This is a genomic window from Rhodopirellula bahusiensis (assembly GCF_002727185.1).
Taxonomy (GTDB): domain Bacteria; phylum Planctomycetota; class Planctomycetia; order Pirellulales; family Pirellulaceae; genus Rhodopirellula; species Rhodopirellula bahusiensis.
On record NZ_NIZW01000009.1, the window covers coordinates 1 to 14541 of the forward strand.

10 protein-coding genes are annotated in these 14541 nt (G+C 55.7%); 7 read left to right on the plus strand and 3 right to left on the minus strand.

Annotation, left to right across the window (positions count from 1 at the left end; genetic code table 11):
• Positions 1 to 553 precede the first annotated feature (553 nt).
• Positions 554 to 1576, plus strand: coding sequence for a hypothetical protein (locus tag CEE69_RS12695; protein WP_099261024.1), 1023 nt, complete (start codon positions 554 to 556; stop codon positions 1574 to 1576).
• Positions 1577 to 1887: 311 nt separating this feature from the next.
• Positions 1888 to 2796 (plus strand): DUF1559 family PulG-like putative transporter, encoded by a 909-nt coding sequence (locus CEE69_RS12700; RefSeq protein ID WP_099261025.1) that lies wholly within the window; start codon positions 1888 to 1890, stop codon positions 2794 to 2796.
• A gap of 227 nt (positions 2797 to 3023) precedes the next feature.
• Here CEE69_RS12700 and CEE69_RS12705 read toward each other — a convergent pair whose 3' ends face one another.
• Complete coding sequence (locus CEE69_RS12705) at positions 3024 to 4409, minus strand: DUF1552 domain-containing protein (protein WP_099261026.1); 1386 nt, start codon at positions 4407 to 4409, stop codon at positions 3024 to 3026.
• Positions 4410 to 4424: 15 nt separating this feature from the next.
• Entirely contained in the window at positions 4425 to 6359 is a 1935-nt protein-coding gene (locus CEE69_RS12710) for a DUF1588 domain-containing protein (protein ID WP_233215181.1), read from the minus strand.
• A 233-nt stretch (positions 6360 to 6592) separates the two neighbouring features.
• Between CEE69_RS12710 and CEE69_RS12715 the strand changes: the two genes are divergently transcribed.
• The 4 genes from CEE69_RS12715 to CEE69_RS12730 all read left to right on the plus strand — a co-directional run bounded on the left by CEE69_RS12715 (position 6593) and on the right by CEE69_RS12730 (position 11909).
• On the plus strand, positions 6593 to 7258 hold the full coding sequence (locus CEE69_RS12715) for a PH domain-containing protein (protein ID WP_099261028.1): 666 nt from the start codon (positions 6593 to 6595) through the stop codon (positions 7256 to 7258).
• Positions 7255 to 8883: a PH domain-containing protein gene (locus CEE69_RS12720; protein ID WP_099261029.1), complete on the plus strand. Its 1629-nt coding sequence runs from the start codon at positions 7255 to 7257 to the stop codon at positions 8881 to 8883. Before CEE69_RS12715 ends, CEE69_RS12720 begins: the two co-directional genes overlap by 4 nt.
• Positions 8884 to 9015: 132 nt before the next feature.
• A complete protein-coding gene (locus CEE69_RS12725) occupies positions 9016 to 10035 on the plus strand; it encodes an ABC transporter ATP-binding protein (protein ID WP_099261030.1) in 1020 nt (339 codons plus the stop codon).
• The gene (locus CEE69_RS12730; protein ID WP_099261031.1) at positions 10032 to 11909 is read left to right on the plus strand and encodes an ATP-binding cassette domain-containing protein; all 1878 of its coding nucleotides are present in this window, start codon (positions 10032 to 10034) and stop codon (positions 11907 to 11909) included. Before CEE69_RS12725 ends, CEE69_RS12730 begins: the two co-directional genes overlap by 4 nt.
• 344 nt (positions 11910 to 12253) lie before the next feature.
• Here CEE69_RS12730 and CEE69_RS12735 read toward each other — a convergent pair whose 3' ends face one another.
• Positions 12254 to 13174: a sugar phosphate isomerase/epimerase family protein gene (locus CEE69_RS12735; protein ID WP_099261241.1), complete on the minus strand. Its 921-nt coding sequence runs from the start codon at positions 13172 to 13174 to the stop codon at positions 12254 to 12256.
• Between the two features lie 215 nt (positions 13175 to 13389).
• Between CEE69_RS12735 and CEE69_RS12740 the strand changes: the two genes are divergently transcribed.
• Positions 13390 to 14520: an NAD(P)-binding domain-containing protein gene (locus CEE69_RS12740; RefSeq protein WP_099261032.1), complete on the plus strand. Its 1131-nt coding sequence runs from the start codon at positions 13390 to 13392 to the stop codon at positions 14518 to 14520.
• Positions 14521 to 14541 lie beyond the last annotated feature (21 nt).

The window sequence follows — 14541 nt, forward strand, 5'->3', positions numbered from 1 at the left end:
TCCAGAGCACCTGGATTGCCGATATTGACAGCGCAAATGCCGCGCCAAATCTGCCAAAAATTGACCCGACTTACGTATAACTGACAGCCTACTAGACTCGAGGCTTCCACTCCGAGCCATCAACGAGGACTCCTTCAGAGCCTTTGTTTGGAATTTCACCGGACGTGGGTGCGGTGGAGGACGGTGCGCGGCGTAGCTAGTTTTTCGGAGTTTGTCAGCCAACAGCCCTGGATGAAGTTCTGGAGCCAGGCGGTTGCATTTTGAGCGTTCCCCTCTTTAGAATGGTGCGGTTGTTCCACCGCCGTTCAGAGCCCTGAAGGGAGCCTTGATGACCGCTGCAAGATGTTCGCGTTCGAATGCCACTGAGGAAGCAGCGGAGTTTGAAATGGTGGGGGCGTTTCATCTGCCGAACAAAGACGAGTCGACAAGATGGGATCGTCGAATGGTTCGCTCGTGCGTCAGAGTCCTCCAAGCGAGCCTGTTTTTACTCGCGTTTCTTTGCCTTTCACCGGCTAGTTCGCTAGCTCAGTCGTCTAGCGCGGATGACCGGCTATTGAGTGCTGACGAACTGCGTCGCGTGAAGGGGGAGCCTCGCACCTATTTCTACGGCAAAGAGTTTCGCTACAAGATCGAAACTGAAAGCCGCACCGAGCACGGTGGCGCGACGTTTTTCTCGGGGCACTTGGACATCGCTGCTAATGGCGTGCGGACGCTCGCCATTGGCAAGCCAACTCCAGATCGCTCCTACATTCCGGTTCGTTTGATGCACTATCAGAAGAACCAAGGCGAACCTCACATCGATGACGATCCGTTGCTGACCTATTTTGAGGGCACCAACGGACGGGCCAGCCACAGTTTTCTTCGGAAGTTGCTATTCGACTGTGAAGGCAGGAAAGCAGTGACTTCTTTTGGCAATGCTTCCGTTGGCCATCTCTTACCTGCTTTTCATCAAGACCCACTCGTCAGCCTTCTTGTTAACGATGTTGCTTTGATCAATGGAACTGAACGAACGAATGACGTTGAGTTCGTTCCAATGGGCGACAAGCTTCAAACCGAATGGTTCGAACACAAGGCCGATCCAAAAGCAATTCGAATGTCAGCAACCGACCCAGGGGATCAATCCTACGTCGTGTTCACTTCGCAACCGGAACTCCTGCTCCTTGAGAGACGGGAAAGCTATCCCGATGGTCCACTGCAGGTCGACATCTCAGAGTTGATGACGTTCGATGGTTTTCGATACCCCAAGAAGGCAACGTACCGGGCTGTCACTCCCGATGGAAAATCGGGTTACATCTGCTCGATCGAAATGCTCGACATTAGTGAGATCGACGTTGACAGCTTTGAGTGGATTCCGCCCTGGCCGGCTGGTACTGAGTGGGCGCGTCATAAAGATAGGAAACGATTTCTTGTTCCCTATTCCGATGCGCAACTTGCCAAGATTCAACAGCACGGTTTGGCCAATGCTCGAGCGGATGCACCGTCGCCAGAGTCACCCAAGTTCTTCTATCTCAATGCCGGGTTGGTGGTTCTGATCTTCGGGTTGGTCGCCTACCGATTCTGGCCACGATCCAATTAGAAGAGGGATTCAACCATGCGCACGCAAGCTTCGATTCCGCGCGACGGCCAATTTCTGGACGGCATGGTGCCGTTGATTATGTCCACCCGACGACGTAGGCCAGGTCCTACCTGGCATGGTGACAGGAAGAAGCCATGTGAACTCGAGAACGCAGGTCAAACCTCCTCGCTTTGTTCCAAAGCATCGGCGGGGGTGCCAGGTAAAACCTGGCCTACGTTGCTCCCAGCGGAGCCCATCGAATCCATCGGCGCAAGCCACCTTCTGTACCGAGTCGACCACTGATCCGTTCCGCCAATCCGATAGGACTCGCCATGAACCAATCTCTTTCCGAACCGGGACGCATCATGACCATTCGTCGCGGTTTTACCATGATCGAATTGCTGATCGTATTGGCGATCATGGGGTTACTGGTGTCATTGTTCACCGGTGCTGTTCAGAATGCACGCGAGTCAGCCCGGCGGACTCAGTGCATGAATCAACAGCGACAACTTGCGCTCGGCATCCAAATGCACGCTGCCAAGCATGAGTACCTTCCCAGCAATGGCGGTGATGATGGCAAGTGCACCGTCACCTCTGCATCGGGCAAACCGATTCGGATTGGAACTTATACCTTTGCGGTTGACCATCAGTTTTGGTGGGGAGTCGGCCAACCGGGAGCCTCACCGCCGCAGCAAACGGGGTGCTGGGCCTATGCGATTCTGCCATCGCTGGAACAAGGGGAAGCGTACCAGAACGTTCAGGTCGAATCCGCTGGGCCGCTCTTCCGTTGCCCCAGTCGCTCGCGAGGAGAACCACTGGTCCCGCGAGATGATTCGTACGGCAGATATTCCGCGGGCGGTCGGGCGTGGGCCAAGACGGATTACGCTGGCAACCGCCGGGTGATGTTGAACTTCCCTGACGCTCAGCGACTCAGTGCGATTGCGGACGGACTGAGCAACACGTTAGGGACGGGTGAGAAAGCATTCGACCCGATCATTCAAACGGAAACGAGTTGGTATTACGACGAACCGATCTTCAGTGGTGGCAGCAATGGTACCGTGCGAAGTGGTTTGTTGATCGAACGAGATGGTCCCGGCGCCCGTTACATGGACAACTGGGGATCGGCTCATCTAGGCGGCGCGCTGTTTTCACGTTTGGATGGATCGACGGAGTTCCTCACGTCCAGCGTCGATGGCGAGTTGTTCCGCAGTCTGATCGACCCGAAAGACGGGGCCCCTTGATTCGAGATCGGTCGACGTAGGCCAGGTTCCAACTGGCTGGGTGACTGGACGGAGCCTCGCGAACTCGCGGATGAATGCTAAATCGCCTCGCTTTGTTCCAAAGCATCGGCTTGGTCGCCAGGTGAGACCTGGCCTACGTGAATGCATGTGGCTGGATTCGCCAGAATTCAGTTGTCCCAGTTAATTCACGTCCGAATTCTTGGCGAATCCGGCTACGCTGCGTGGAATCAGGCCCCTGCCAATTCAGTCATTTCGGTTTCGCTGTCGCCGAATCGTTCGAGATCCAATCCGTAGCGTTTGGCCATCGACAAATACAAGTTGCAGACGGGGACTTGGCCTTTGGCAGCGATGTGACGACCGGGCTGGATCGTGCCGCCGCCGCGACCGGCCAGCAACAACGGCAGGTTGTCTGGGTCGTGACGGTTGCCGTCGGAGAAGCTGCTCCCGAACATGATCATGCTGTTGTCGAGCAATGTCGACTCGCCTTCCTTGACCGCTTTCATCTTCCGCAACATCCGAGCGAATTGTTCGGTGTGCCAACGGTTGATGAGTTGATACTGAGCGATCTTTTCTTCTTTGTTCTCGTGGTGTGATAGTTCATGGTGACCACCATGAACTCCGTCGAGAAAGCTGAACGAGCGACCGGACACATCATTGGCAAACATGAACGTGGCGACGCGAGTCGAATCGGTTTGGAAGGCCAACACCATCATGTCCAGCATCAAATCGATGTGCTGGCGGAAGTCACCCGGCGTTCCCGTTTCTGGGATCTCCAGTGCGTGACCGCTGGCAATGCGATCCCGTTCTGCTTCGTAGCGTGCTCGGTGGCTTTGGTCACGGGTGGCAAACTCAATCCGTTTCTCCACTTCGCGGACCGAATCCAGGTACTCGTCCATCTTGAACTGATCGTCGCGGCTGAGTTTGCCGCGAACCAAACGAGCGTCTTCCAAAACGTAGTCCAGCAAGTTCTGGTAGGACTTTGCTTCCGGAGTGCTGGTCTTCATCCGTTTGCCAAACAGACGCTCGTAGACCACGCGAGGGTTGATGGCTTTCGCGATGGGCCGAGTGGGTGACTGCCACGAAATGTGCGAACCATACAATCGTGTGTAGCCGACGTTGCTGTCGATGCCGCTGATCACAGGATCAACCCCAAGTTCCAGCGAAGGCAGCGGCGTTTGGTCGCCCACCTTCGCAGCGATCAATTGATCGATCGAAACGCCGCCGCTGCTGATGTCTTTCCCGGTGGTCTTCGCAACGGGCATCCCGGTCAGGTAGTTTGCGGTCTTGGCGTAGTGACCATCGCCACCGTGCGAGTGTTTCTTGTCGAGCCCAGACAGCACGAGAAAGTCATCCTTCAAATCCGCAAGCGGTTCGAGTGAAGGCGACAGTTCGTAGCCGGCTCCTTCGGACTCAGGAACCCAATCTTTCTCCCAGACTCCATTGGGGAAATAGAGGAACGCGGTGCGAAGCGGCGGTTGCGGATCGCCATTTTGCGAACCCGATGCGTCCGGTTTGGCAGCGGCCATGGTATCCGCCATGGAGGCCATCCAAGGCAGTCCCAACACGGCTCCGCTGCCACGCAGGAAGCGACGACGAGGAATGGGCTTTTGCATGATCAACCTAACGGTCTATGGGTTGGCAGGTTTGAAATAACGATTGCGAAACGGATAACTGGTCACGATTGTTTCCAGGATCACTCTGGCACGCTGGTCGTTGGCATCCAATGCTTCCAACGATTCATCGACGACACACTTGTCGAACTTATTGAGCGATCGGCCCAGAGCGAATCCGTACAACTTCTTGACGAAGTGCTTTTTGAATTCACCACTGCGCCGCAACAACAATTGTTTGAGTTCTTCGGGACCGGAGAACGTTTCCCCTGAAGGAAGCTTGCCGCTGGAGTCGATCGATTGGCCGTCTTGTTCAGTTCGCCAGCGACCGATCGCGTCAAAGTTTTCGAGTCCAAAACCGATTGGATCCATGCGGTTGTGACACGCGGCACATTGAGGATCCTTGCGGTGAATTTCCAGTTGTTCGCGAAGCGTTGCCGCGTGGTCGGCTTCGGCCTCTTCCAAAGCGGGAACCCCTGGAGGTGGCGGTGGCACTCGCCCGCCGAGTACTTCTTCCAAAACCCAACGGCCGCGCAACACGGGGCTGGTTCGGTGTCCATACGATGACCTTGTCAGGACGGCGGCGAGTGTGATCACACCACCGCGACGACGATCCGAGAGTGGGATGCGTTTCCAAGTTTCTGAGTCATCGGTTTGTGTCAGGCCTTGTTCGGAAGCATCCAGACCGTAGTACGACGCCAGAGTCGAGTTGGCATGGATGGAGTCCGCATCGATCAATTCCATCAACGGGCGATCATCTTTAAAAACGTTCCAAACCGTTCGCACGGCTTCTTCACGCATGTCGGCGGCCAAGCGTTCGTCAAAGTCTGGGAAGAGTGTCGTATCGGGTTTGGACTCACCTTCGAATTGCGAGAGCCCCAACCATTGCAAACCAAAGTTCTCTCCCAACGCCCGCGAACGGTCATCGGCGAGCATGCGGTGCATTTGCGATATGATCTGTTCGTCGGTTGCCAGTTCGTTTGCGTCCGCAGCCAACATCAATGTTTCGTCTGGGATGGATGACCACAGGAACAAGGCCAACCGAGTTGCCATCTGATGCGGCGTCAGTGGTTGCACGCCACCGGCTTCGGATTCGGTTTCGACGACAAACAAGAAATTCGGTGACACCAAGATCGCTTTGAATGCATCAGCGGTCGCTTCGCGGATTGGCATTCCCGATTGCTGGGAGGCGTTCATCAACGTCATCAATCGGTCGACTTCAGAACCATCGACGGGGCGTCGCCACGCGCGGCGGGCGAATTGGTTGATCGCCTCTCGTGCATCGACCTCGCTGGCGATGTTCGTCAGCAAACTGCCAGCCAAAGAAGACTGTCCGCCCGAATTCAAAGCATCTGTGATGACTTGGTTGGACACCGCCAAGTACTGTTCGATGTGCAACGCCGATGTGAAGAGTGCGTCGCCAGCGGTATCGAATCCTTCGCCGCCGGCCCCGTCCGAAGGAACTTGCAACGATTCATCAACGGGCATTCCCACCAGGTCTCGAATTGCGTTGAGATATTCCGTTCGAGTGAGCCGGCGGCTCATCACGACGCCACGGTACCAAGCCTGGGTCTCTTCGTTGGCCAGTCGTTCGCACTCGTTGTCATCCGGTCGTGAATCGAACCATCGATGAACGAGTGCCTTTTGTTCGTCGTTGAGTTGCGGACTGCCTTCAGGTGGCATCTCGTTCAGTCGCACGCGTTTGGCGACTTCTTCCCAAACGGTGGCATTTTTTTGCAGCTTTTCGCTCGCACCGAATTGTTCTAGATCAAAACCTTCGGCATCCGCGCCCCGATGGCACTCCGAACAGGCCTGATCCAAAATCGGATAGATTGCGTCTTCGTATTCTTTCCGCCAGGCCGCGAATGGATCGTCATCCGCGATCGACAAAATTGGCGCAGCAACACAGGCGGCAAAAACGACGCAGCGGAACAGAAAACAGGCGAGTGGCATCGCGGGGAACATCGAGGGATGCTCAGTCGGCTGGAGGTGGGGCAAATCGCGGCACTGGTAGAATTGTCCGCGGGCGGGAACCTCAGTCTAGCCAATCCGGTCCCAACGTCCAACTTGAATGAGCCAGTCGATTCGACAATCCCCCGAAGATTTTTTCTCACCCACACTGCTACGAAGATCAACGCACGGAGTTGCCATGAAGGCGACTCGCCCCCCGAAAGCGACATCACCCGATGAACACCGAGCCCGCTCCAAACGCCAACGAGGAAACGATCACAGAGGGCGAACCAGTTGTTCTAAGTGAGACGTCTGGCTCGACCGAAACGAACGCAACAGAAGTCCTCTCGACCAACGAAGCAGCCACCCAAGCTCCGTTGCCGACTGATTCGACGTCTTATCAATCGTTGCCGATCGAGGCACTCAAGTTGGACCGATTCCAGGGCGGGATTGTGATTGCCGTCGTGCTGGTGGGTTGTCTTGTTGGCTTGATCGTTCCAATGTTCTTTGCGTCAGCCACGCTTGACGTATGGGCGTGGGCTGTGGCTGGTTGCTTGCTGCTTCTCGGCCTAGTCGTTTACGCGGCATGGTTTTATCCAAAGGCCGCGCACCGGTGTGCGGCGTGGAGAATCAGCGAACACGGCTTGGAAATCCGGCGAGGCGTATGGTGGCGTCACCGAATCGTGATCCCACACTCTCGAATGCAGCACAGCGACATCGAACAAGGCCCCCTGCAGCGGATGTATTCGCTCGCAACCCTGGCCATTCACACAGCGGGAACAAAGAACTCATCGGTCCAACTTGAAAACTTGAAATCGGAAACCGCCGAGCAATTGCGAGACGCTTTGACTGGCGGTCGCTGGGACATGAACACACCGCCTGAATCGCCGGTGACACCATGAGTCCAGAGCCGAAACCGCTGCATCCGATTTCGATTGTTTTTCAAGCCGTCGCAATTTCAAAGCACACCATCATTCCACTCGCACTTGTCGCCTGGAATGGATCTCAATCGAATTGGTTGGGGTTCATTGGTGCCTGGGGCTTTCTCGGCATGACGATGGCGGTGTTCGCCGTAATCGGATTCGTTCGGTACTGGTTCTATCGTTACCAGTTGGCGGATGGAGAGTTGGTTGTGACGTCGGGCGTGTTCTTCAAATCCAAACGCAACGTTCCGGTTGCTCGCATACAAAATGTCGATCTCGTCCAAAACCTATTTCATCGCATCTTTGGCGTGGCGGAGGTTCGAGTTGAAACGGCCAGCGGCACAGAACCCGAAGCGATTCTGAAAGTTCTTTCTCTAAGCGAAGTCGAATTACTGCGAGAGCAGATCGAATCGGCTCGCAAAGGCGTGTCTTCTGAGGCGGCAAGCCAAGCTGCGATGGGGACGGGGGCCATCCCCGAATCAGCGACTTCGACAAACGGACCGTCGGCAGCGACCACGGCGCCAGTCTCCGCATCGACAACCTTGCTGCAGATTCCGCTGAAGTGGTTGGTTCAAGCGGGATTGGCCAGCAACCGCGGTTTCGTGATGGTCGGGATCGTCATCGGGATCCTCTCGCAGCAGATGGGCAATGACAACCGGTTTGTTCTCCGGATCGTGAGAAACATACCGTCCAGTCGCGAAATGGAGATCGCTCGATCACAGGCCAACTGGTGGGAATCTTGGCTGGTTTGGGTTGGAGCGTTGGTTCTCGTCCTCGTGTTGATCCGTTTGCTGGGGATCGCTTGGTATGTGCTTCGGTTCTATGGGTACCGTTTAGAACTGCGCGACGAAAACTTGCATCTGTCATGTGGATTGCTGACGAAAGTTTCGGCCACGGTTCCGCGACGTCGCATTCAGTGGATCAGCATCCATCGCTCGCCGTTGCTGCGATGGATGAAACTCGCGTCGATCCGAATTGAAACCGCCGGAGGTGCCGGCAAGCAAAACGAAGACGCGGCGACGACGGTCACACGTCGCTGGTTCGTACCAGTCATCCCCGAGTCACTTCTGGATGAATTGGTGGAGCAACTGCGACCGGGACTGGAATGGTCGGAGAGTTCGCTTGAGTGGCAATCGCTCGACCGACGGGCGCTCAAACGGATGCGGCGGAAATCCAGTCTACGGGCTCAGGGCATCAGCATCCTCGCCGGTGGTTTGGCGTTTTTATTGTTTGATTTTTCGTATGCTTGGACGCTGGGGGTGCTGGTCGCCGTGGTTCTGATCCCGCTGAACATTTGGGTTGCTCAGCGTCGACATCGTCACTTTGGATTCGCTGAATTGCCATCGGGAGAAGGCGTCGTCATTCGCGAAGGATTTTGGGATCGAAAGGTGAGTTGCACGTTCTACGATCGAATCCAATCCGTCAGTTGTTCGGAAACGCCATTTGATCGCCGCTGGGACATGCAAACGCTTCGAATCGACACCGCGGCGGCTGGTCCAGCGGACCACGTTTACAGACTGCCCATGTTGTCGCGTCCAATCGCCAGCGAATTGTTTGATCGCTTGTCGAGCAAAACGTCGCGAATCGAGATGGTTTGGGACTGATTCACCCCGTTGATGAGGGATTGCTGAAAGCGTGTTCAATCAGGGTGGGTGCCGCCTCGCGGGATTGCAAACTGTCCTTACAATGGCCGGTTTTTGCGACCGATATCGCACCTCTTCCCGCAAGTCCAACTCATGTCGATCATCGAAGTCCGCGATTTGACAAAGAAGTACCGCGTTTACCAAAAACGCGAAGGAATCGGCGGCAGCATTCGCGGATTGTTCAAGCGAGAATTCCGAGAAGTCACCGCCGTTCGTGGGATCGATTTACAAGTCGACCAGGGTGAGTTCGTCGCTTTTCTGGGGCCGAATGGTGCTGGCAAAACGACGACGCTGAAGTTATTGAGCGGCGTCATCCAACCAACGTCGGGCACCGCCAGCGTGATGGGGTACGTTCCCTGGGAACGAAAAGACGGTTACCGACGCCGGTTTGCTTTGGTGATGGGGCAAAAGAATCAACTTTGGTGGGATTTGCCCGCCCGCGAATCTTATCGCTTGCATCAGCACATCTACGGGATTCCCGAAGGCGAGTTCAAAACGCGTTTGGATGAGATCAGCGATCTGCTCGACGTGACTCGTTTACTCGATCAACCCGTTCGAGAATTGTCGCTCGGGGAACGCATGAAGATGGAACTGATCGCGGCTTTGTTGCACAGTCCCGAAGTGTTGTTCTTGGATGAACCGACGATCGGTTTGGACGTGATCGCACAGCACAACATTCAGAAGTTCCTGCGGTACTACCAAGAGAAACGCAAGATCACGATCTTGCTCACCAGCCACTACATGAAAGACGTCGCGGCGCTGTGCCGTCGCGTCGTCGTGATCGCTCAAGGCACGATTCAGTACGACGGATCGCTGTCGGGAATCGTTGACAAATTCAGTGGCTACAAATTGGTCACGTTGCAGTTCGCGGCGTCCGAGAACCTGACGCGACCTGAACGTCTCGGCGAAGTCGTCGACGAAAATTGGCCGAAGCTGACCTATCGCGTTCCCCGAGCCGACGTTCCCCGATTGCTCGCTGAAACGCTACGAGACCACGCGATCGAGGACGTGGTTGTCGAAGACCCGCCACTCGAAGACGTGATCGCAGACCTGTTCCGTGAATCCATGGACGATTCCACCAACGACGCTACCGAAAGCACCGCGACAGTATGATTTCACTGGATGATTTGACCATCGGTTTTCGCGGTCCGGCTTTGCTGGACGGGGTTTCCGCACGCATCGAACGAGGGCAGCGAATTGGTTTGCTCGGCCGGAACGGTGCGGGCAAGACAACCTTGCTGAAGATGTTGTCTGGCGATGTCACGCCGGACAACGGGCAAGTGATCTTGGATGCGAATGTGCGTTTGGCGCGGCTGACTCAGGACGTTCCTCAAAACGTCAAGGGAACCGTCCAAGACATCATGACGTTGCCAGCGGAAGAGTTCTCGAAAATGGGAACGACCGCCGGGCTGGGAACCGCTCTTGGGCCGACCGATCACGGCACGTGGGAACCTTGGGAGATCGAACAGAAAATCGAGGAAACGCTCACGCGAATGAACCTCGATCCGCAGACAGAATTCGAAAGTCTTTCCAGCGGAATGCGACGTCGTGTTTTGTTGGCACGAGCGATCGCCAGCGAACCAGACATGTTGCTGCTCGACGAGCCAACGAACCACTTGGACATTCAGTCGATTCTATGGCTCGAAGACTTCTTGAGCCGTTGGTCCGGAACGTTGATGTTCATCACTCACGACCGGTCGTTCTTGCAATCGCTCGCCAATCGCATCTGGGAAATCGACCGCGGACGCTTGTTCGATTGGACGTGCGATTACCAAACGTTTCTGAAACGCAAAGCCGCGGCATTGGACGCCGAAGAAAAGCAGAACGCTTTGTTCGACAAACGACTGGCGGAAGAAGAGGTTTGGATTCGGCAAGGCATCAAGGCTCGAAGAACCCGCAACGAAGGACGTGTGCGAGCGCTGAAGGCGATGCGAAATGAGGCCAACCAGCGTCGCAGCGTCGAGGGCAAAGCCAAACTGAATCTGCAAGTCGCTGAGCGCGGCGGTGCTTTGGTCACCAAGCTCGACGATGTCTCGTTCACTTACCCGGGCACGGACCGAGTGATCATTCGCGATCTGTCGTCGCTGATCATGCGAGGTGACAAGATTGGCATCATCGGTCCCAACGGAGCGGGCAAGTCGACTTTGCTGAAGTTGATCTTGGGCAAACTCGAACCGACAACGGGTTCGGTCAAGTTGGGCACCAACCTGAAGATTGCTTACTTCGACCAATTGCGAGACACGTTGGATCCAGAACTCACGGTTCAGGAGAACGTGGGCGAGGGCAGCGACAAAATCCAGGTTGGCAATGCGACCAAGCACATCATGGGTTACTTGCAAGATTACTTGTTCACTCCCGAGCGTGCACGAACCCAAGTCAAGTTCCTTTCTGGTGGTGAACGCAATCGAGCGTTATTGGCCAAACTGATGACCCAGCCCGCCAATGTCATCGTGCTGGACGAACCGACGAACGACTTGGACGCCGAGACGTTGGAACTGCTCGAAGACCAATTGGTCGGTTTCGATGGCACGCTGCTGATGGTCAGCCACGACCGAACGTTCTTGAACAACGTCGTGACCAGCACGTTGGTCTTCGATGATGATTCGGACCCCGGTATCGTGAATGAATACGTCGGTGGCTACGACGAATGGGAAACGGTCGCCAAACGACGACGCGCAGAAGCAGGTGCGACCAAAACGAGCGAGAAGAAGACCACGTCGAAGCCACCTTCCAGCAACAGTGTCGGCAACGAGACCAGCGTGAAGCCGGTCAAGTTGTCTTACAACGACCAACGCGAATTGAAATTGTTGCCGGGCAAGATCGAAAAGCTCGAAGCGGAAATCGCTGCAATCCACGAAGAGATGGCCGCACCGGAGTTCTACCAATCCGGCGGCGATGTGATCGCGACCAAGAGCGATGAACTCAAAGCGAAGGAAGCCGAACTCGCCGATTCTTACGAACGTTGGGAAGCCCTCGAAGCTCACTGAGCACAATTGCAGTTCACTTGCTCTGGCCTGTTAAGCCGCAAGGTGAGCGGACCCGGCTGAGGGTGCTCGCCCGATAAGTTTGCTGTCCACTGCCACCTCTCCCCCGACGGGGGTCGTGCAGTTTTAACTGCTGTATTGCCGGGCATTTTTCATCACCCTCCCTCTGGGAGGGTCGAGCGAAGCGAGGGGAGGGCTCAGCATTGGATCCAGCGCGTAACCCTCCCCGGCCCGAAGCGGGCCGACCCTCCCAAAGGGAGGGTGAAATAGAACTGCACGACCTCGACGTTCGTCGGGGGGAGAGGTAGGTGGATGAAAACAGATTTCGAATTGCTTGGTCTGCCTCGCTACATCCTCGGCAAGTAATTCCGAAGGTAGTCGTGGCTTTGTTTGAGAGCTCGAATTCGGTTCTCGATCGAACCTTCGTAGGACCGGTCTTCGACTTCGACGCAGACCGGTCCGCTGTACCCGGTGTCGGTGAGGATTGAAAAGAACTGACCCCAGTCGACTTGTCCAAGGCCCGGTAGCTTCGGAGTGTGCCACTCATTCGGATTGGCAAACACTCCGACTTGATCCAGCATGACTTGGTCAACGCGAACGTCTTTCGCATGAACATGGACCAATCGATCGGCGAAGGCTCGCATTGGTGTCAGGTAATCCATGTGCATGAACACTGGATGTGAGGGATCGTAGTTCAGGCCGAAGTGTTCACTTGGGAATGTTTCAAACATTCGTCGCCACACCGCCGGGCTGATCGCCAAGTTCTTTCCGCCAGGCCATTCGTCGTCACCGAAGAACATGGGGCAATTTTCGATGCCGATCCGAACATCAAACTTTTCTGCCGCTTCGATGATTGGTCCCCACACGTTTTCAAATCGGGGCCAGTTGTCATCGATTGTTTTCTTCCAATCTCGACCAATGAACGTGGTCACACGTCCGATCCCCAGTCGCGAAGAGGCCTCGATCAATCGAATCAAATGTTCCGCTGCGACCTTGGATTCGGACTCATCGGGTGACAACGGGTTGGGGTAATAGCCGAGCGAACTGATCGCGACGTCGTATCGTTGACAGAGCGACTGAATCTCGTCGATGCGTTCGTCGGAAAGATCGGTGACGTCAATGTGCGTCGTTCCCGCATACCGCCGCTCCGCTTTTCCCGGCGGCCAACACATGACTTCCACGCACTCGTAGCCACACTGGCTCGCGACCGCGAAGACTTCCTCCAAGTTGTATTCCGGCAAGATGGCACTGACAAAACCAAGTTGCATCATGAGAAACGCTCGCGAAGGAGGCTGACGGTTGAAACAAACGGGGATCCGAAAAGACATTCGAACCAGCCCGAATTTTGCTAGAATATAACGAGTTTGATCGCCACCGGATCTTTCGCTTCCCGCGATATTGCCGCCCGACGAAAATGACTTGTTCAAGCTCGCTAGTGCGATGCATGTGATTCCAACCCAATCGTTCCACCACCCGCTGATTCGTGAAACCGACTGAACCCAACGCCGCGGCACCGCATGAACCCAATCGCGTTTGCGACGTGGTGGTGGTCGGTGGCGGCCCGATTGGAATCGAAACCGCGATCGAAATGCGGCGAAATGGAATTGATGCGATCGTGGTTGAGGCTGGTCCGCTCGGTCACACGATCTCTTGGTGGGCACCTCAAACACGTTGGTTCAGCAGCAACGACCGGATCTCGATCGCCGGCGTTCCTCTCAACACGGTTGATCAAGCCAAAGCGAGCCGGGAAGAGTACCTGACCTACCTGCGCTGCGTCGTTGACCAATTCAAAGTTCCGGTGGAGACGTTTTCAAGAGTCGAAAAGATCGAACCTCGTCCGGACGAGCCTCGCCGTTGGCAGGTTCGAGTCCAATCAAAGTGGATCGAAGCGTCGGCGGTTGTGCTGGCCATTGGCGGAACGGATCACCCCAACCGGTTGAACATTCCCGGCGAAGACCTACCGCACGTCGATGGTTATCTCCGCGAGGCTCACCACTACCACGGGCGTCGCGTGTTGATTGTCGGTGGTCGCAACAGTGCAGTGGAAGCGGCGATTCGGTTGCATCGCGTCGGCGCCAATGTCACGCTCAGCTACCACCGGGAAGAACTGCCCACGACGAGCATCAAGTACTGGCTGCGACCCGAGATCGATGGCCTGATCCGCAGCAAGGCGATCGAAGCGTTGTTCGAAAGCCGCGTGACCGCGATCACACCTGAACGAGTTGACTTGGAGCAAACGCTGCCCGATGGGCGGCATCACACTTTGCACATGCATTTCGATGATGTGCTGACCTTGATCGGGTACGACCAAGACAAGACGTTGTTCAAACAACTTGGGATTGCGATGGAAGATCCCGGCGGCAAACCAGTCCACGACGACGCGACGATGGAAACGGCATTGCCCGGGATTTATGTCGCTGGAACCGCAGTCGGAGGCACCCAAAGCAGCAAGTATCAAGTGTTCTTGGAAAATTGCCACGACCACGCGACGAAGATCACCAAGCACCTTTTGGAAAACGGCATTGGCCGATCTGAACCCAGCGATGAAGCTCAGACGGATTCGTCGTCCGACACGGCTCTCAATCGCCAAATTGAGATGAATCCCGAGAGCTGATCCTTCGACGGACAAGCTCTC

Excerpts from the sequence above, each read along its gene's own strand:
- CEE69_RS12700 (WP_099261025.1), top strand. The coding sequence starts at position 1,888 with ATGAACCAATCTCTTTCCGAACCGGGACGCATCATGACCATTCGTCGC.
- CEE69_RS12705 (WP_099261026.1), bottom strand. The coding sequence starts at position 4,409 with ATGCAAAAGCCCATTCCTCGTCGTCGCTTCCTGCGTGGCAGCGGAGCC.
- CEE69_RS12710 (WP_233215181.1), bottom strand. The coding sequence starts at position 6,359 with ATGCCACTCGCCTGTTTTCTGTTCCGCTGCGTCGTTTTTGCCGCCTGT.
- CEE69_RS12715 (WP_099261028.1), top strand. The coding sequence starts at position 6,593 with ATGAACACCGAGCCCGCTCCAAACGCCAACGAGGAAACGATCACAGAG.
- CEE69_RS12720 (WP_099261029.1), top strand. The coding sequence starts at position 7,255 with ATGAGTCCAGAGCCGAAACCGCTGCATCCGATTTCGATTGTTTTTCAA.
- CEE69_RS12725 (WP_099261030.1), top strand. The coding sequence starts at position 9,016 with ATGTCGATCATCGAAGTCCGCGATTTGACAAAGAAGTACCGCGTTTAC.
- CEE69_RS12730 (WP_099261031.1), top strand. The coding sequence starts at position 10,032 with ATGATTTCACTGGATGATTTGACCATCGGTTTTCGCGGTCCGGCTTTG.
- CEE69_RS12735 (WP_099261241.1), bottom strand. The coding sequence starts at position 13,174 with ATGCAACTTGGTTTTGTCAGTGCCATCTTGCCGGAATACAACTTGGAG.